Consider the following 17,435-nt stretch of genomic DNA (forward strand, 5'->3'; position numbering starts at 1 on the left):
CCCGCAGCCGTAAGCCCACCCACGATTGTAAACCCGATTGTCGCGGCTAACTACTTACCGCAATTGTTGTCGTTGACAGTCGGTGAAACCGTCCCGGCAGGCTTGTTGGACGCATCGGGTTGAGCTCCCTGCGGGGTTGCAGGGCAGTTTTCATCCGCATTGGAGTTCGTGGCACCCGTCGTACCCATCGTGCTGCTGGTCGTGCCAGGGTCAATACCGTTCGGCTTGGGCTGGACGACGATGCTCTTCTCGCTGCCAGGCGCATTGTTGTCCGAGCCGGCGTTCTGGGCCATCGCCGCCGTCGCCAGACCGGCCGCAAGTATGGAAGCTGTCACGATTTTCGTAAGCATGCTGATCTCCATCGTTCGGTTATCATCATGTGGTGACTACAGAGAAAGCAACCCGGGTGATGGAAGGTTCCGGCAAAAATGACGCAGCACGGTGAAGCAAACCCGCGCAGCGCGGACCTTCTCGGTCCATTGTTCTATTGCCGTAGGTAGGTTTGATGTTGTGGGTTGCAGATTAGGAATTCGCCTTCTTTTGGCCGCCGACCGTCGCGACGTCCGTCTGTTGCGGCGCCATCAGCTGAGTCTCGCATCGCTTCAATCGGTAGAGGCCGTCCCAAAGTAAAACTTTCGGAAAATTTCACTACAAATTTCACGCGGCTGTTATTTGAAAATATACCATGGGGCCAGCGAGTTGACCGGCAAAGAAACCGATTATCTTCTTGCAAATTAGTAGGTATGCAAGCGGCGGCGTCGCGGGCTGTTCAGCGCAACTACAGCAAGGAGAGTGTTATGATCACAATAATCAAAACAATCACCGATGCGGTGGCAGGCAGCGCAGTTATTTTCATGCTCTCGATGCCCGTGAATGCCGCGGACGGAATTGCCGTTGGTGTTGGAACATCCATCGGCGGCATCAAAGCCGGCCTCGGCGCGACGGTTGGCGGTCGCGGCGGCATCAACACCGGTGCCGGCGCGACGGTTGGCGGCAGCGGCGGCATCAAGGCAGGCCTCGGTGCCTCGGTGGGCGGCAGCGGCGGCGTTAACGCCGGTGCCGGCGCAACGGTTGGCGGTTCCAGCGGCATCGCCGCGGGCGTCGGCGCGTCGGTCGGGGGCAGAAGCGGCATCAACGGCGGTGCCGGCGCGACGATCGGCGGTCCCAGTGGCATCGCGGCGGGCGCCGGGGTAGGTATCGGCAGCGGCGTTAATGCAGGTGCCGGGGTCAGGGTGGGCAGTGGCATCAATGTCGGCGCAGGTGTCGGGATCGGTGGTGGAAGCAATCCGTCCAACCCGGGCAGCCCGTCCAATCCCAGCAATCCCAACAATCCCAGCTTGCCCCAGGTCGTTGCCGACATGTCGGGCGACAAGTTGGCCAGGATGAAGAAGCGCTGCGTTGACGTGCTCAGCAGCGCAGGCACTTACGACAGCGATCTGCGCCAATTGTGCCTGCTGATCGCCCGCCGCTAAGGCGAATACATCGGAAGAAATGTCGGACCGGGCCGAGAGGCCTTCGTCCACCAAACCTCCTGCAGTCCAAAGCCCGCCATTGCGGCGGGCTTTTTTGCCGAGCACGTGGCGGCAGCATGGCGGGGGCTCACACGAGCACGCGCCTCAGTGTGTTTGACGGCCAGGATCCGGCGAAGCGGACGCTCCGTCTTCCAAGGCGTCCCAGCCCACGGCGGGGCTGCTTTGCATCAGCTGAGGGCACGCAAACTCCGCCAGATCGGTTTCCGCGAAGCCGTCGAACTCGATAGCCGCCCCGTAGAGCTGGGCTGCTTGCATGACGAGCCATTCGATGTCTTCGCGCGCAACATTCTCGGCGAGGTTCTGCAGTCGCGCGGCTTCGGCGACAGCAGTCAGATTGATGGCAATCCCGGACCGCAATGTAGCCCGAACTCGGGAACTGACGTCTTCGTGCAGGCGAACCGAAAATCCGTAGCGCATGGAAAAACCTTCCCTTCAGGAGCGGCTTGTCCCTCGTGTTCCACGATGCGCCCAGGATTCGCGACTGGCAAGCGAAATTCCTTAAAACTCGTTTTATGTCAAATAGTTAGCGTATTTTGTTGATTGTCCATTTGATGCTTGTTCCGCTTCATCGGACTTCTGCATGACTCGCTGATCTGAAGGCCTTGACGCATTCTGCTCACGTACCTAACTATACAGAAAATTAGGAACATACTAACTCAACTGCATTTAGGCTGGTATGACTGGAGGCCGAGATGTCCGAACTGGAACGCCCGGAACGATTGCAGATCATGCTGACCGCCGATGAACTGGCGGCGTTGGAGAACTGGCGCTTCGACAAGCGCATGCCGAGCCGGTCGGCCGCGGTACGGGAACTTTTGAGGCGAGGCCTCACAGCCGATGGTTTCCTGACGGCGGCGCATGGGACCAAGTCGCGCGACTTCGGCATCCTGCCGCATTCTGCAGATGGTGACGGGGCAGTCGAGGGGTCTTCCAGCAGCGAACAGTGACATCTCCAGCGACCCCGTTTGCCCGCCGCACCTCGTATGGCCTTCATGGCCTCTGGGTACCATCAAGCAGCTTGGTCTATCTGTGTGGCCCTCCGCGGTCGGTTGACAGAGCTGGCGTTGCAGATACATTGCACAGGACTATACAGGTGCAATGAACAGGTATGCCTATGGTCCGCCGCGTGGTCCCATCGTCTCCCGGTACGGGCAAGCCCGAACAGATCGCCACGGTTCTTGAACATGAAATCCGCTCCGGTGTTCTGGGCTTCGGCGACCGGTTGCAAAGCGAGAACGAGCTCGTCCAGCGTTTCTCCGTCAGCCGCAACACCGTTCGCAAGGGCCTCGAGGAACTGTCCAGCCGCGGGCTGATCACCACCAAGGTCGGCATCGGCTCTTTCGTCACCTTCGATGGCAAGCCCGTTGATGACTCAATCGGTTGGTCGCGGGCGCTCGCCAACGCCGGCGCAAATGCCGAGACGCGGACGCTGCGGCTCGAGGTGATCGAGGACCCCGATCTTGCCGCACTGCTTGGTATAGAAAACCCGTTTTTCATCGCTGTCGATCGGGTGCGCACCAATGCCAGCGACGGCCACGCTATCTCCATTGAGCGCAGCCGCCTGCCATTGTCACCCGAACTGGAGGACGTGCCGTTGCGCGGCCTGCGCGAAGGCTCACTCCACCAGACGCTGCGCGGCGCCGGCCTCATTCCCGACCATGGCGAGGAATGGGTCGGCATTGAAATGCTCAACGCCGACGATGCCGCAATCCTCGGCTGCCCGCAAGGCACGCCGTTCCTGCGTGGTCGCCGGTTAACCCGCGCCGCCGATGACCGGCCGATCGAATATGTGACCAGCCTGCTCAACCCGGCGCATTTTGCGCTGCATATGAGGTTCTGAGAGATGCCGGACGACACCGGGAGCATAACCGATCGGGCCATGGGAGCGCTTGTGGGCGGGGCACTGGGAGATGCGCTGGGAATGCCGACGCAGCTTTTGTCGCCGGCGCGGATTGCCGAACTCTACGGTCATGTCGAGGACTTCATTGCTCCTTTCCCCGACCATCCGGTGTCGAAGGGACTCCCGGCCGGGACGATCACCGACGACACAGAACAGGCGCTTCTGCTTGGCCGTATCCTGGTCGAATCCGGTAACCGGTTCGACCATGCGAGGTGGGTCAGCGCGCTGCTCGACTGGGAACGCGATGTCAAGGCGCGCGGCAGCTACGATCTGCTGGGACCATCAACCAAACGCGCCATCGACGCGATCAATAACGGTATGCCAACCGAGGAAGCGGGACGCAGCGGCGACACAAATGGTGCAGCCATGCGCATCGCGCCGGTCGGCATCATGATGCCGCCAGAGCCGCTTGACGCATTGGTCGGCAAAGTGGCCGAAACTTGCAGGGCGACGCACAACACGTCAATCGCAATCGCTTCGGCCGCAGCGGTCGCTGCCGCCATCAGTCGCGGCATCGCTGGCGGTGACTGGCGCGCCGCTTCCGACAGAGCCATCGCCGGGGCGAGGCACGGGGCAACGCTCGGCTATTGGGTGACCGGCGGTGACATCGCCGCGCGCATTGGGTGGGCGCAGAAGCTCGTACGCGGCAAGGAGACGAGTGACGCGATCCGGCTGATCACCGATCTGGTCGGCACCGGCGTCGCCAGTCAGGAGTCCGTTCCGGCTGCATTCGCGGTGCTGGAAGTCGCCGGCGGCGATCCCTGGCAAGCGGCAGTCATCAGCGCCAATCTCGGTGGCGACACCGACACGATCGGCGCCATCGCGGCCGGCATGGCCGGTGCCTGCACCGGCTTTTCCCGATTGCCACAGAAACACATCGCCCGGATCAAAGGCCTAGACATTGGGCGGGTGCGCGCGCTCGCCGCCGACTTGGTCGCCCTGCGGGCGGCGAAGAGCAGGTCCGGCAAGGATGCGGCAGCATGAGCGGGCGTCTCGTCCATATCGGCAGCGCGGTGGTCGACTATGTCTACCGCATCGATTCCTTGCCGGCACCGGGCACGGAGAAGACCGCGTCAAGCTATGCACAAGTCGCCGGCGGCGGCTTCAACATGATGGTCGCGGCCAGCCGCACCGGCATGAAGGTGGTGTTCGGCGGCCAGCTCGGCAGCGGACCCAATGGCGACTTCCTGCGCGCGGCCTTAGCCAGTGAGGGAATCGAGACACTCACGCCGCCATCGGCGGTTATGGACAGTGGCAATTGCGTCGCCATGATCTCGAGCGATGCCGAGCGCACCTTCGTCTCATGGCCTGGTGCGGAGAGTGTGCTCAGCCTTGACATGATGGCGCTCATCTCGGTCGCACCGGGCGACTGGGTGTTCACCTCCGGCTATACGCTTAGCTATCCGGGAAGCCGAGAGGCGCTTGTCGACTGGATCGAGGTGCTGCCGGCGGAAATTCCTTTAGTCTTCGATCCGACGCCGATCATCTCAGACATTCCGCGCACCATTCTCGACCGGGTGCTGGCGCGCACGAGCTGGCTGAGCTGCAACGCCGCCGAAGCGGCTGAGATCGCCGGCACCGGCGATGTAGAGGCTATTGCTGCCCGGCTGCTGGCCAGCCACTGCCCCAACGCGGCAGGCGTTGTCGTCCGCGCTGGCGCAAAAGGCTGCTTCGTGCGGCTGGCCGACGGCACCGCCCAGGATGTGCCCGGGTTCAAGGTCGCGGCGGTAGACACTAACGGCGCCGGCGACACTCATATCGGCGCCTTAGTCAGCGCGCTGTCGCACGGCGTGTCGCCGTTCGAAGCGGCGCGTTACGCCAATGCGGCGGCGGCGCTCTCGGTCACCCGCCATGGCGGGTCGTCGGCGCCGAACGACCAGGAGATCCAGCGATTCCTCAGCCATGACGATCGACCGACGACCGTGCATGGCCGGAAGCAAGAGGCCCATTTGTGACAGCCTAATGGGATAACAAGCCCGCCAACCGGGCAATAATGAGAGGAACGAACATGCGCATGCCCAAACTGACTGCTTTTCTGACGGCAACCGCTGTCTTCGCTTCGGCGCTTACGCTGGCCGCCAGGGCCGACGAGGTGCACGTACTCAACTGGAAGGGCTATGGCGCCGACGAGCCGTGGGCCATAGCCGCCTTCGAAAAGGCAACCGGCAACAAGGTCGTCAACGACTTCTTCAATTCCGAACAGGAAATGCTGACCAAGCTCAGGACCAATCCCGGCCTTTACGATGTCGTCATGATCAATGCCGCCTTCAACGATCAGGCGATGGCGGAAAAGCTCATTCAGCCGATCGACACGTCCAAGCTGCCGAACTATGCCGACATCAGCAAGGACAAGGCCGGATCATCGATGCTTGTCCATGACGGCAAGGTCTATGGGGTGCCGTGGGTTTGGGGGCTGACGGCGCTCGCCATCAACGACAAGTCATTCGACAAGCCGCCGACCAGCATCGCCGAAATGTGGGATCCCGCCCACAAGGGCCGCGTTACCATCCGTGACGATGCCGTCGAGGCCGTGCAGTTCGGCGCCATCGCTACCGGCCAGAACATCAACGACATCAAGGACATGGAGGCGGTCAAGGCGAAGCTGACCTCGCTGATGCCGCAGATCAAGACGTTCTGGAGCTCGGAGAACGACTGGAACCAGATGGTTGCCTCCAACCAGATCGACATCGGCACCTATTGGAGCGGCTCGGCCGACCGCGCCAAGACGCATTTCAAGCTGCCGGTCTCGCTGGTCATTCCCCAGGAGGGTGCCGTCGCCTGGCTTGACGCCTTTTCCATTCCGGTTGGTTCCAAGAACGTCGCCGGGGCGCAAGCCTTCATCAACTACATGATCGACCCGAAGTTCTATGTCGAATGGGTCACCAAGGTCGGAGCCCCGGTATCCGCCAACACCAAGGCTGTAGAAGCACTTCCCGGGGATGCGTTCAACCGCAAGGTGATGGGTGACCCGGCAGTCGCCAAGCGCATTCAGTTCCAGGCGCCGATCACAGACGCCCAGCGCGAAACCTATCTGTCGCTCTGGCAGCAGCTCAAGGTCGACGTGAAGTAACAGCAGAAGCCGGGATCAGCCGACCAAACATGTCGGCTGATGCTTTCCCATCCTGGGAGGAGGATGTCATGGCAGCACAGGTTGCGGCCGCGTCGCGCAGCGGATTGAGATCGGCCTTGCCGCTGCTGGCGCCTGCCTATCTCTGGCTGACGGTTGCGATCTTCCTGCCGCTCTCAGCCATGGTCTTCTTCTCCTTCATGACCGACCTGCCGCTGTCGGGAAAGCCGTGGGCATTCACGCTTGAAAACTATGCCGCCTTCTTTTCACAAAGCCTTTATCTGACATTGCTTTTGGCCTCGCTGCGCCTCGGCCTCGAGGTGACGCTGTGGTGCATCGTCATCGGTTATCCCGCCGCTTATGTGCTGGCCAAGGTGCTGAAAGGCCGCAGCCGAGAGGCGATTTTCCTGCTCGTCATCCTGCCGTTCTGGTCGAACGGGCTGGTGCGCATCTTCTCCTGGGCGATGGTGCTGCGTGAAGGAGGCATTCTCGACACCGCGCTCAACGCCGTGCTGCCGTTCAAGATCAACATCGACCTGATGTATTCTTATCCGGCTGTCATCATCGGGCTGGTGCACTCCTACGTGCCTTACATGGTGCTGACCTGCTACTTGACCCTGCAGGCCATCGATGACTCGCTGATCGAGGCCGGGCGCTCGCTCGGCGCCTCGCGGCTGCAGGTGCTGAAGCGGGTCATCATTCCGCTGTCGATGCCGGGGCTAGTGGCGGGCGCAGCCCTCATCTTCGTCCCGGTCGTTGGCTCGTTCATGGAGCCGCGCATCCTTGGCGGCCGTATCGGCACCTTTTATGGCACTGTCATCGAGGACCAGTTCGTCGCCGTGTTCAACTGGCCGCTGGGTGCTGCGCTCTCCTTCATCCTGCTGGCCGTCGTGCTGGTCATCCTGGCGGTTGCCTCGCCGGTGCTGAGGAGGGCTACGTGATGGCGACGACACGGGTCCTCGAATGGCTCGGCCGCCTCTACATCTGGCTATTGCTTGCCTTCCTCTATGTGCCCATCATCATCATGGCTCTAATGTCTTTCAACGTTTCGCCCTTCTACCAGCTGCCGTTCGAATGGACGACGGAATGGTATGCTTCGCTGTGGCAGAACGACCAGCTCATCTCAGCAACCTGGAACAGCCTCGAGATCGCTGTCATCACCACCATCATTTGCGTGGTGCTTGGCTCGGCGGCGTCACTGGCGCTCTACCGTTATGAGTTTCGCGGCAAGAAATTCCTGCAGGCGCTGCTGTTTCCGCCAATCGCCATTCCGTGGCTGATTACCGGCACGGCGATGCTGATCTTCTTCTTCGGCGTCGGCATTGGGCGCGGCCTGTTCGCCATCCTGCTTGGGCACGTCGCGCTTGCGCTGCCCTACGTCATTGTCGTCGTGTCGGCCCGACTGCAGACCTTCGCGCCCGAGTTGGAAGAGGCGGCGCGCTCGCTCGGCGCCAATCAGTGGCAGGTGACGAACCGCGTCACGCTGCCCTGGATCATGCCGGGCGTCATTGCCGGCGGGCTGTTCGCCTTCGCCGTGTCCTTCGACCAGTTCGTCGTATCCTACTTCCTGTCGACGCCCGGCCAGACGACGCTGCCGGTCGAAATCTACGCCGCGATCCGCAAGGGATTCACACCCGAGATCAATGCGGTCTCGACGATCATCATTGTCGTGTCGATGGCACTGATGCTGCTGACGGCGCGCTTCTTCAAATTCGGCGGAGAGAAGTAATGGCTGGCGTCCAAGTAGCGAACGTGTCGCGCGCTTTCGGTGCCCATAAGGCGCTGGACGATGTCTCCATCGATTTCGCCGATGGCGGCTTCTATGCCCTGCTCGGGCCGTCAGGCAGCGGCAAGACCACGCTGCTGCGACAAATCGCGGGCTTCGACTTTCCCGATTCCGGCCGCATCACCATAGGTGGTGAGAGCGTCGAGCGGGTGCCGGTCGAAAAACGGCGCATCGGCATGGTGTTCCAGAACTACGCCCTGTTTCCCAATATGAGCGTTGCCGGCAATGTCGCCTTCGGCCTGTCGGTGCGCGGCGAGCCCAAGGCGGTGATTGCCAGCGAGGTACAGCGCGCACTCGATCTCGTGCAACTCGGCAGGCTCGGCGGCCGCCGGCCGCACCAGCTGTCCGGCGGCCAGCGCCAACGGGTTGCGCTCGCTCGCGCGATCGTCATCCGGCCGCGCGTGCTGTTGCTTGACGAGCCACTCGGCGCGCTGGACAAGGCGCTGCGCGTCGACATGCAGATCGAGCTCAAGCGCATCCAGCGCGAGATCGGCATCACCACCATCTTCGTCACCCACGACCAGGAAGAAGCGCTGACGATGAGCGACCGCATCGGCATTCTGCGCGATGGCAAGCTGGTGCAGGAAGGCTCGCCCGAGGAGATCTACGATCGGCCGAAGAGCGAGTTTGCCGCCACTTTCCTGGGCGACGCCAACATCCTTCGCGGCGACAGCACGGGCAACGGCATCCGACTGCCTGACGGAACGGGGATTGCCGCAGGCGCGGGGGCTACGCTTGTCGCCGGCATGAAGGCGAGCTGCGCCGTGCGGCCCGAACGAATCCGCATCGCCACCAATGCCGGCGTTCCGGACCGAGCCCATGCCAACATGCTCACGGGGCGGGTCTCCAAGCGTATCTTCGCCGGCAACAACAGCACGTATTTTGTCGATCGCGATGGCCAGACAATCAAGGTCATCGTGCAGAACACCGGCATCGAAAAGCTGGCGGAAGGACAAGAGGTGGTGCTGCGCTGGTCGCTGGAGAGTACGGTGCTGATCGCCGCGAGCTAGCAGATTCAATCCTTCAGTCTTGCCAGACGCCCCGCAGTCGGGGAAAGCATGGTTGGGCAAACTCCGAAGCGGAATACTCGATGCCCCTTGAATTGAATGCCGGCGACCAGTCGATGCTGCATGGCGAGCAAGGCTCGGCAGCCGCTGCCGCCATGAAGATCCTGATTGCCTTTTCGAAGGCGGTCGGGGCGCGCAAGTTGCTGGACATTGCCGGTGCCCATATCGACGGCTGCCTCTATCACGGCCAGGCCAGCCTCGATTTCGTCGAAAGGCTGATCGAGGGCGGCGGCCGCGTTCGGGTGCCGACGACGCTGAATGTCGGTTCGTTCGACCTCATCCATCCCGGGTTGGTGAAGATGCCGGTGTCGCAAGAAACGCCGGCGCGACGCCTGATGAAGGCGCATCTGGAACTCGGCTGCCAGCCGACCTTCACCTGCGCACCCTATCAGACCCGGTTCCGGCCAAGGTTTGGCGAGCAGATCGCCTGGGGTGAATCCAACGCCATCGTATTTGCCAATTCGGTGATCGGCGCGCGGACCAACCGCTATGGCGATTTTATCGATTTGTGCTGCGCAATGACCGGGCTCGCGCCGGCATGGGGGCTGCATCTGATCGAAAACCGGCGTGGCCAGATTCTGTTCGAGCTGACCGACGCTGCCTTAGAGCCTACCGACGCTCTGTTTGTCGGCGTCGGGCTGATCGTCGGGCAAAGGAGTGGCGACCGCATTCCGGTGATATCGGGCCTGCCGCAGCCGCGCGACGAGGACCAATTGAAGGCGCTGGGGGCGGCGGCGGCAACGACGGGTGCCGTGGCGCTGTTTCATGCCGTCGGCATCACGCCGGAGGCGAAGACGCCGGATGAGGCGTTGCACGGCCTGGCGCCGGAGGAAAAAATCCGGATCTCTCGCGCTGACATCCACCGTGCGCTGGCCAGGCTGTCGAGCGTCCCCGACGGCGTGCAGCTTGCAGCCGTGTCGTTAGGCACGCCGCATTTCTCCTATGACGAGTGGATGCGCCTGTTGCCGCTGCTGCGCGAAGTCGGTCCAGGCAAGGGTGTCCCAATCTATGTCAACACAGGGCGCGCGACGCTGACGCGGCTGCAGGAGGAAGGCGCACTGGCCGGCATGGAAGCCTTCGGCCTCGTTCCGGTCACCGACACCTGCACCTATGTCACGTCGATCCTCGAGCGTCTCGATGGCGTGGTGATGACCAATTCGGGCAAATGGGCGCATTACGCACCTGGCAATATCGGTGTCTCGGTGGCCTTCGGTGACATGGAAGACTGCATCCGCTCGGCTGCGGCCGGCCGCGTCGTGCGAGGCGCGCCATGAAGGCGCCGGCCAGAACCGGTACATTCCACCTTTCCGGCTCGGCACAAGGCCCAGCGCTGGTGCTTTCGCAGGCGCTCAGCTTCTGGGGCGGGATCGACGTCGAAACGGGCGACATCATCGACCATTCGCATCCGGACCTGGGCGGCAATATCGCCGGCAAGATCCTGGTGATGCCGAGCGGGCGAGGGTCGTCGTCCTCGTCTTCGGTTCTGGCCGAAGCGATCCGCAGAGGCACGGCGCCGGCCGGCATTATCCTGGAGCGGCCGGACCCGATCCTTGCCGTCGGCGCCATCGTTGCCGAATTCCTCTACGAAATCAGCATGCCGCTGGTTGTCTGCGACATGTCAGGCATTGTCTCCGGCGACCGGATCGCAATCGGTCTGGGCGAAGATGCGCAAGCGACGGTGAGCACGATCTAAGCCGGCCATCAGTCCTGCCGCGCCCCGCCGCCAATAGACTGCGGCCAGTGTTTCGTTGCGGCCGAGCGCCATCGTGCCGCGCCAGTGTTCGCGCACCGTCCTGGCGGCAGTCGCTTCCGCCGCGAACCGGCCGAATGCCGAACCGGCCGGCCATGCGACCAACCTTACCCACAGGAGCGAAATGGCATGGTCGGCCGTGATAGCGGGCAGATGCGCTGGTTTCGATCGGGCAGCATGGCGGTTATGCTGCCGCTGGCGCTGTCTGTCCTTGCGCCGTCTTGCGGGTTCAAGGCGCTGGCCGGCGAGACGGTCGTCGCCGGCGGCGGAGACGAAGGCGCTGTTGGTATTGGGCGGCGCATCTATGATCGGCTTCGGCCCTCCGTTCAGATCTCCGGAATGCTTTCCCTGAAGATCACCTGCAGCCTTGGCTGGTGCAATTCGTAAGGCAAGCCCCTGACCGCATGGGTCAAGGTGTTGAGCGCTTCACGGGCTTCGACGCGCGGGTTCTGGTCGATGACCGCGTCGAGCGTGCCGTCGAGCAGAAGCTCCTTGGTGCCTTCCGTCACCTCATGGCCGAGAAAGACCGTCGACAGCGCGCGCCCGCGCTCCTTGAGTGCGCGGGCGATGCCGGTGTTGCCGGCGCCGACATTGTAGATGGCGGCCAGGTCCGGGTGCCGATCCAGCAGGGCGGAAGCCTCCGAATAGGCCTTTTCCCGATCGTCGAGCATTTCGCGCATCTCGACGATCTGCAGATTGGGCGATTCTTCCGCCAGTATGTGGCGGAAGCCCATCTCGCGCTCCTCGTGGCCGCGATAGGAGAGCGAACCGGCGAACAGCGCGACCTTGCCCGGACGCCCGGCACCCATGAAGCGGTTGAGAAGGTAGCCGGCGAGCCGGCCGGCGGCGCGGTTGTCGATGCCGATATAGGCAACCCTCGGCACATGCAGGATGTCGGAAGCGATGGTGACGACCTTGACGCCGCTGGCCGAAAGCGAGCGGATCGCCTCGCGGACCGTCGGATGGTCGAGCGCGATCACGCCGACGCCTTGCGTCTGCCCGTGCAGTTCCTGCAGCAGACGCGCAAGCCGGTCCGGATTGAAGCCTTCGATGGTAGCGACGCGGACGTCGAGGTCCGGCCGCGCCTGCGCCTGCGCCTCGATCTGGCGGTGCAGCATCTTGATGAAGGAATTGGTGCCGGCGGGCAGGGCGAAATCCAGCCGTATGACCTCGCCAGTAACCGCGTTGCGCTGGTTCGGATTGTTCGAATTTTCAGCGATATAGCCAAGCCGCTGTGCCGTTTCGAGCACGACCTCGCGGGTGCGCGCCCGAACCCCGGCGCGGTTGTTGAGCACACGGTCGACCGTGGCGGCCGAAACGCCGGCCTCCCGGGCTATGTCTGTCAGGGTGGACCGCACTGTCGATCACCTCATTCCAAAATGCGCCAAGGGCGCATCGAGATCACGCATTTCATGGGTCCGCCGTCGGAGAGCGGCTTCATCGCCGTCCGCGATTCTGATGGGAAATGATGTAACCGGCCTTGGCCGATGCGCAAGCCGCTGCGCTACACCAAAATGCCCAAACAGACCAAAGCGGGGAGGTGGGCAGCCGGGCTCCCTCAAATTCAAGCACCGGCTTCAGTGTGAGAGCCTTGATAAACGCCATCCTTCCCCTCCCATGAGATGTTATGAGGTGTATTGATTATTTATGATGTTGACAGGCTTCGTATAGTGACGTCAATATCCATCATAAGGGCCGTGGAGGAACAAGGCCCTGAGGGAGGAGTTCCAATGTCGAATTTGATCCGCGTGTCGCGGCGCCGTTTGCTGGCGTCCGGTGGAAAGGCGGCAGTCCTTGTTGCTGCCGCGGGTATCGCACCGAAATTCATTCGCCCGAGCCGTGCCTATGCGGCCGATGCCCTTGCGCCCGGCATGATCGGTGGCCCGACGGGCTTCGACGGCTCGGAACGCTATCAATATGGCGCCGACACGCCGGAGGGCCGCGCCATCGAGGCGGCCAAGGCGATGAAGGGCGCCGGCAAGGCGCCGGCCAAGATCGTGCTTGGCCTGTCCGACGGCTCGATCGGCCAGCTAACCCAGCCGTTTCCGGCCGGCGCGCCGTCGATCAAGGATCTCTGGGAGAAGGAAACCGGCATTCCGTTGGAAATCGTCGGTGTGCCAAACGGCCAGGAATTCACCAAGACGATGCAAGACATCTCCACCAAGGGTGGGGCGTATGACATCTACGCGGTCGAATGGAACCGCCTTGGCGACCTCGCCGAAACCGGCGGCATCCTCAAGCTCGACGACTTCGTCGCGCAATACAAGCCGGAATGGGACGATCCCGAGCGCGGCTATGTCGACGGCGCCAAGGGCGTCTCGCTGCTCAACCAGTATCGCGGCTCGACCTATGGCGTGTCGCTGGATGGCGACTTCCAGACATGGGTCTACCGCACCGATCTGTTCGGCGACGCAAACGAGAAGAAGGCCTTCTCCGACAAATACGGTTATGAACTGGCGGCGCCGAAGACATGGAAGCAGCATGACGAGATCGCGGCTTTCTTCCAGCGCCCGGACAAGGGCCTGTTCGGCTCGACCGATCTGCGCAACCAGGGCTGGGGCTACACCAACTGGTATCAGCGTTATGTCTCAATGGCTTCGCCCAATCAGTTCTTGTTCGACGATGCCGGCAAGCCGCTGATCAATTCGGAGCAAGGTATCGCGGCGACCAGCGAGTACATTGCTTCGCTTTCGCACCATTCGCCGGATGCGATCTCCTGGGGCTGGCCGGAGCAGTACGGCAATTTCGCCAAGGGCGGCGCGGCCATGACCTGCGCCTTCTCCAATCTGCCGAAATTCCTCGACAATGCCGGCAACAAGGATTCAGCTGTCACCGGCAAGATCGGCTCGATGCTGCCGCCCGGCCGCGAAATCGACGGCAAGCTGGTCAGCCGGTCGGTGCTATGGCTCAATCTATCGGCGTCGGTGTCCTCGCAAGCCAAGAATCCGGAGGCCTGCTACCTGTTCCTGCAGTGGCTGGGCTCAAGCCGCATCTACGCCTGGATGACTGCCAATCCGGGCGGCTACTTCGATCCGTTCCGGCTATCGGATTTCTCGGATCCGCTGGTTCGCCAAACCTATCACGCCTACCACATGGACGTGGTGCGCGAGACGGTCGCGCGCACCGTGCCCACCATCAACTACCCCGGCGCCACCGCCTTCCACAACGCGCTGGACGAGAACCTCGTCGCCGCGCTGACCAAGGCCAAGACAGCCGAGCAGGCGATGGCCGACACCGAGGCCGAGTGGAAGAAGATTGCCCGCCGCACCGGCGAGGAGAAGCTTCTCGAAGCCATCAAGACCAACAAGGAGGCCTGGCCGACCGTCCTCGATCCGATCGCCTGATCCTTCCAGGATCCTACCAAGAAGGGGAGGAGCGGTCGCTCTTCCCCTCGGCAACGAAGGACCCAGCAAAGCCGCAAGATGAAGCGTTCAGTTCCTTTCGAGATATTCCGCTATGCCGCGATCCTTGCGGCGATGGCGGTGACGCTGGTGCCGATCCTGTGGATGGTGTCGATGGCGTTCAAGCCGATCGCCGAATGGTCGGCGACCGGCGCCGACCTGACATGGTGGCCGAAGAACCCGACACTCAGCAATTTCCGCTTCGTCTTCGGTGAGTCGACCAACAATCTGATCGTCGCCCTCGACCGCACAGCTTTGAAGCCGATCCTGTCGTCGCTGCTGTCGGCCACATTCGGTACGGCAATCGCCATGTCGGCGGGCACCGCGGCGGCCTACGGTCTGTCGCGCTTCGGCTCGGGCCAGAACCTGCCGCTGGCGCTGATCCAGCTTCGCCTGTTTCCGCCGATGGCGGTCATGACCCCGGTGATGATCATGTGGGCCTTCCTCAACTTCACCGACAGCTGGTGGGGGCTGTCGTTGATCTACGGCATCGTCACGCTGCCTTTCGCCTTCTGGCTGATGAAGACCTTCTTCGACGACATGCCGCGCGAGATCGAGGAGGCGGCACTGGTCGAGGGCTGTTCGCGGTGGCGCGTCTTCACGCGCATCACGCTGCCGATGATGCGCGCGCCGCTGGCCAGTGCCGCGCTGTTCGTCTTCATCCTCAACTGGTCGGACTATCTGATTGCGCTGCTTCTGACGACGCGCGAATGGGTGACGGTCCCTGTCTACATGGCCTCGCTGTCCTCCTCGATGACCGGCCAACTCTACGGCGCCAAGGCGGCGCTCGGCCTGATAGCCGCAGTGCCGCCTGTCATCATGGGCATCGCCATCCAGCGCCATCTGGTGCGCGGGCTGACCTTCGGGGCGCTCAAGCAATGAGCACGGTGACTGCGACGATTTCGGAGGGCGACATGCAAGCCTCCAAAGCGGCGTCGGTGCTGCCGGACGAGGGCGCAAAGCTCGGATTCCGGCTGACGCTGCCGGCGCAGATCCTGGTGCTGTTCATCGCCGTCTTCCCGCTCCTGATGCAGCTCTACATCAGCCTGACCGACTGGTCGCCGCTGTCGGGCACCGGCTGGTGGAACGCCTGGTCGATGTGGAACAGTTTCGCCAACTACACCGACCTTGCCGCCGATGCGCGCTTCTGGAGTGCGCTGAAGCGCACGGCCATCGTCATGATCGTCTGCGTGCCGGCGGAGTTCCTGCTCGGGCTGGCGCTCGCGACGCTGTTTGCCGACGAGTTCCCCGGCAAACGGATCTTCTACTCGATCCTCTTGATGCCGATGATGGTGGTGCCGGCGGTGGCCGGCTACATGTTCTTCATGCTGTTTCAGTCAGGCGGCCCGGTCAACGACATCCTGTCGGCGATCTCAGGCGTTCCCGTCACCATTGCCTGGCTGTCGGACCCGACGCTGGCACTCATCGCCGTCATGGTCGCCGACATCTGGCAGTGGACGCCGCTGATGTTCCTGATCCTCCTTGCCGGCCTGGTCGGCGTGCCTGAGGACCAGATCAAGGCGGCGACGCTGCTCGGTGCCAACCCTTGGCAGCGATTCATCACCATCGTGCTGCCGAAGATGAAGACGATCATCATCATCGCGCTGGCGATCAGGGTGATCGAGAACTTCAAGATCTTCGACACGCTCTACATCATGACCGGCGGCGGTCCTGGCGTCGCTACCGAAACCATCTCCGTTTACATCTACAAGCTCACCACCCAGGACCTGATCTGGGGCTATGTGGCGGCAATCGCGCTGGCCATATTGATCGTGCTGTCCATCGCCGCGGTGTTTGCCATGAAACGCATGGCTCGGGTACGCGAGGTGGCGGCCTGATGAGCACCATCCATCTGCAGAACCTGGTCAAGAAATTTGGCGATTTCACCGCGCTGAAGACGATGGATCTGGCCATTGCCGATGGCGAGTTCATGGCGCTGCTGGGGCCGTCCGGCTGCGGCAAGTCGACGACGATGAACATGATCGCCGGCATGGAAGAGCCGACCAGCGGCAAGATCCTGTTCGGCGAGCGCGACATGGCCGGCGTGCCGATGGGGCGGCGCGGCGTCGGCTTCGTCTTCCAGAACTATGCGATCTTCACTCATATGAGCGTGCGGCAGAACCTCGCCTACGGGCCGAAAATGCGCGGCGCACCAAAGGCCGAGATCGACCGCCGTGTCGGCGCCATTGCCGAGATGCTGCAACTGACGCCGCTGCTCGACCGCAAGGCGGACAGGCTGTCGGTAAACATACTGCAGCGGGTGGCGATCGGCCGTTCGGCGATCATGGAGCCGGCGATCTTCCTGCTCGACGAGCCGCTTTCCAATGTCGATGCCGCCTTCCGGGCGGTGATGCGGACCGAACTGAAGCAGCTGCAGCGGCAGTTCCGGCAGACCATGGTCTATGTCACCCACGACCAGCTCGAAGCGATGACGATGGCCGACCGCATCGCGGTGATGGACCATGGCGTGCTGCAGCAGGTCGGGACGCCACTGGAAGTCTACAACGATCCGGCCAATGTCTTCGTCGCCCGCTTCATCGGCGCGCCGGGCATGAACCTGCTTAAGGGCTGGCCGGCGGAAAGCGACCGTGGCCTGGTCGTCGATCTCGGCCCGCTGGGGGCGACGCCGCCTCTGCCGGTCGAGATCGCCGATGCCGTACGCAGGATGCGCGGCGAGGTGTTTTATGGCTTTCGACCGGAGCAGGTGACGCTGGCTGAAGACGGCCGTGGCTTGTCGATGCCGGTGAGTTTCGTCGAGCGGATCGGCGCGCGCACCATCATCCACCTTGGCGACGGCGAGACTGCGGTGAAGGCGGTGTTCGACAATGATGTCGGGCTGGCAATCGGGCAGACAACCGTCGTCGCACCTGCGGTGGAGGCGGTGCGCGTCTTCGACGCCGCCACCGGCCTTGCCTTGAGAGCGGGCTGAGAC

The 17,435-nt window shown here is 62.7% G+C and carries 18 protein-coding genes; 15 read left to right on the forward strand and 3 right to left on the reverse strand.

Going from position 1 to position 17,435, the window contains the following annotated elements; genetic code table 11:
* Positions 1–50: 50 nt before the first annotated feature.
* Positions 51–350, reverse strand: a complete 300-nt coding sequence (locus NKJ55_RS28130; RefSeq protein ID WP_352452717.1) for a hypothetical protein — start codon at positions 348–350, stop codon at positions 51–53.
* 447 nt (positions 351–797) lie between these two features.
* Here NKJ55_RS28130 and NKJ55_RS28135 point away from each other — a divergent pair, with 447 nt between their 5' ends.
* Positions 798–1,472: a hypothetical protein gene (locus tag NKJ55_RS28135; RefSeq protein ID WP_352452744.1), complete on the forward strand. Its 675-nt coding sequence runs from the start codon at positions 798–800 to the stop codon at positions 1,470–1,472.
* 144 nt (positions 1,473–1,616) lie between these two features.
* On the opposite strand, the gene NKJ55_RS28140 is transcribed toward NKJ55_RS28135, so the two are convergent.
* Complete coding sequence (locus tag NKJ55_RS28140) at positions 1,617–1,949, reverse strand: hypothetical protein (RefSeq protein ID WP_352452718.1); 333 nt, start codon at positions 1,947–1,949, stop codon at positions 1,617–1,619.
* A gap of 275 nt (positions 1,950–2,224) precedes the next feature.
* Here NKJ55_RS28140 and NKJ55_RS28145 point away from each other — a divergent pair, with 275 nt between their 5' ends.
* From NKJ55_RS28145 to NKJ55_RS28190, 10 genes are all read left to right on the forward strand, one after another.
* Positions 2,225–2,479, forward strand: a complete 255-nt coding sequence (locus tag NKJ55_RS28145) for a hypothetical protein (protein WP_352452719.1) — start codon at positions 2,225–2,227, stop codon at positions 2,477–2,479.
* A gap of 167 nt (positions 2,480–2,646) precedes the next feature.
* Positions 2,647–3,372: a GntR family transcriptional regulator gene (locus tag NKJ55_RS28150; RefSeq protein ID WP_352452745.1), complete on the forward strand. Its 726-nt coding sequence runs from the start codon at positions 2,647–2,649 to the stop codon at positions 3,370–3,372.
* A gap of 3 nt (positions 3,373–3,375) precedes the next feature.
* The gene (locus NKJ55_RS28155; protein WP_352452720.1) at positions 3,376–4,416 is read left to right on the forward strand and encodes an ADP-ribosylglycohydrolase family protein; all 1,041 of its coding nucleotides are present in this window, start codon (positions 3,376–3,378) and stop codon (positions 4,414–4,416) included.
* Positions 4,413–5,387, forward strand: coding sequence for a PfkB family carbohydrate kinase (locus NKJ55_RS28160; protein WP_352452721.1), 975 nt, complete (start codon positions 4,413–4,415; stop codon positions 5,385–5,387). Before NKJ55_RS28155 ends, NKJ55_RS28160 begins: the two co-directional genes overlap by 4 nt.
* A 53-nt stretch (positions 5,388–5,440) precedes the next feature.
* On the forward strand, positions 5,441–6,502 hold the full coding sequence (locus NKJ55_RS28165) for an ABC transporter substrate-binding protein (protein ID WP_352452722.1): 1,062 nt from the start codon (positions 5,441–5,443) through the stop codon (positions 6,500–6,502).
* Positions 6,503–6,570: 68 nt separating this feature from the next.
* Positions 6,571–7,440 (forward strand): ABC transporter permease, encoded by an 870-nt coding sequence (locus NKJ55_RS28170; protein ID WP_352452723.1) that lies wholly within the window; start codon positions 6,571–6,573, stop codon positions 7,438–7,440.
* Positions 7,440–8,228, forward strand: coding sequence for an ABC transporter permease (locus tag NKJ55_RS28175; protein ID WP_352452724.1), 789 nt, complete (start codon positions 7,440–7,442; stop codon positions 8,226–8,228). The genes NKJ55_RS28170 and NKJ55_RS28175 overlap by 1 nt, the downstream gene beginning before the upstream one ends.
* Positions 8,228–9,295 carry an ABC transporter ATP-binding protein gene (locus NKJ55_RS28180; RefSeq protein ID WP_352452725.1) on the forward strand — a complete coding sequence of 356 codons (1,068 nt, stop codon included), beginning with the start codon at positions 8,228–8,230 and terminating at the stop codon, positions 9,293–9,295. Before NKJ55_RS28175 ends, NKJ55_RS28180 begins: the two co-directional genes overlap by 1 nt.
* A gap of 80 nt (positions 9,296–9,375) precedes the next feature.
* On the forward strand, positions 9,376–10,626 hold the full coding sequence (locus NKJ55_RS28185; RefSeq protein WP_352452726.1) for an aconitase X: 1,251 nt from the start codon (positions 9,376–9,378) through the stop codon (positions 10,624–10,626).
* Complete coding sequence (locus tag NKJ55_RS28190; protein WP_352452727.1) at positions 10,623–11,045, forward strand: aconitase X swivel domain-containing protein; 423 nt, start codon at positions 10,623–10,625, stop codon at positions 11,043–11,045. Before NKJ55_RS28185 ends, NKJ55_RS28190 begins: the two co-directional genes overlap by 4 nt.
* Before the next feature lie 383 nt (positions 11,046–11,428).
* On the opposite strand, the gene NKJ55_RS28195 is transcribed toward NKJ55_RS28190, so the two are convergent.
* Positions 11,429–12,460, reverse strand: coding sequence for a LacI family DNA-binding transcriptional regulator (locus tag NKJ55_RS28195; RefSeq protein ID WP_352452728.1), 1,032 nt, complete (start codon positions 12,458–12,460; stop codon positions 11,429–11,431).
* A gap of 372 nt (positions 12,461–12,832) precedes the next feature.
* On the opposite strand from NKJ55_RS28195, the gene NKJ55_RS28200 reads away from it, so the two are divergent.
* The 4 genes from NKJ55_RS28200 to NKJ55_RS28215 all read left to right on the forward strand — a co-directional run bounded on the left by NKJ55_RS28200 (position 12,833) and on the right by NKJ55_RS28215 (position 17,432).
* The gene (locus NKJ55_RS28200) at positions 12,833–14,446 is read left to right on the forward strand and encodes an extracellular solute-binding protein (RefSeq protein WP_352452729.1); all 1,614 of its coding nucleotides are present in this window, start codon (positions 12,833–12,835) and stop codon (positions 14,444–14,446) included.
* A 78-nt stretch (positions 14,447–14,524) separates the two neighbouring features.
* The gene (locus NKJ55_RS28205) at positions 14,525–15,385 is read left to right on the forward strand and encodes a carbohydrate ABC transporter permease (protein WP_254820511.1); all 861 of its coding nucleotides are present in this window, start codon (positions 14,525–14,527) and stop codon (positions 15,383–15,385) included.
* A complete protein-coding gene (locus NKJ55_RS28210; RefSeq protein ID WP_352452730.1) occupies positions 15,382–16,341 on the forward strand; it encodes a carbohydrate ABC transporter permease in 960 nt (319 codons plus the stop codon). Before NKJ55_RS28205 ends, NKJ55_RS28210 begins: the two co-directional genes overlap by 4 nt.
* Entirely contained in the window at positions 16,341–17,432 is a 1,092-nt protein-coding gene (locus tag NKJ55_RS28215; RefSeq protein WP_352452731.1) for an ABC transporter ATP-binding protein, read from the forward strand. Before NKJ55_RS28210 ends, NKJ55_RS28215 begins: the two co-directional genes overlap by 1 nt.
* Positions 17,433–17,435: the final 3 nt, after the last annotated feature.

The sequence above is a fragment of the Mesorhizobium sp. M0106 genome (assembly GCF_040322715.1).
Classification (GTDB): Bacteria; Pseudomonadota; Alphaproteobacteria; order Rhizobiales; family Rhizobiaceae; genus Mesorhizobium.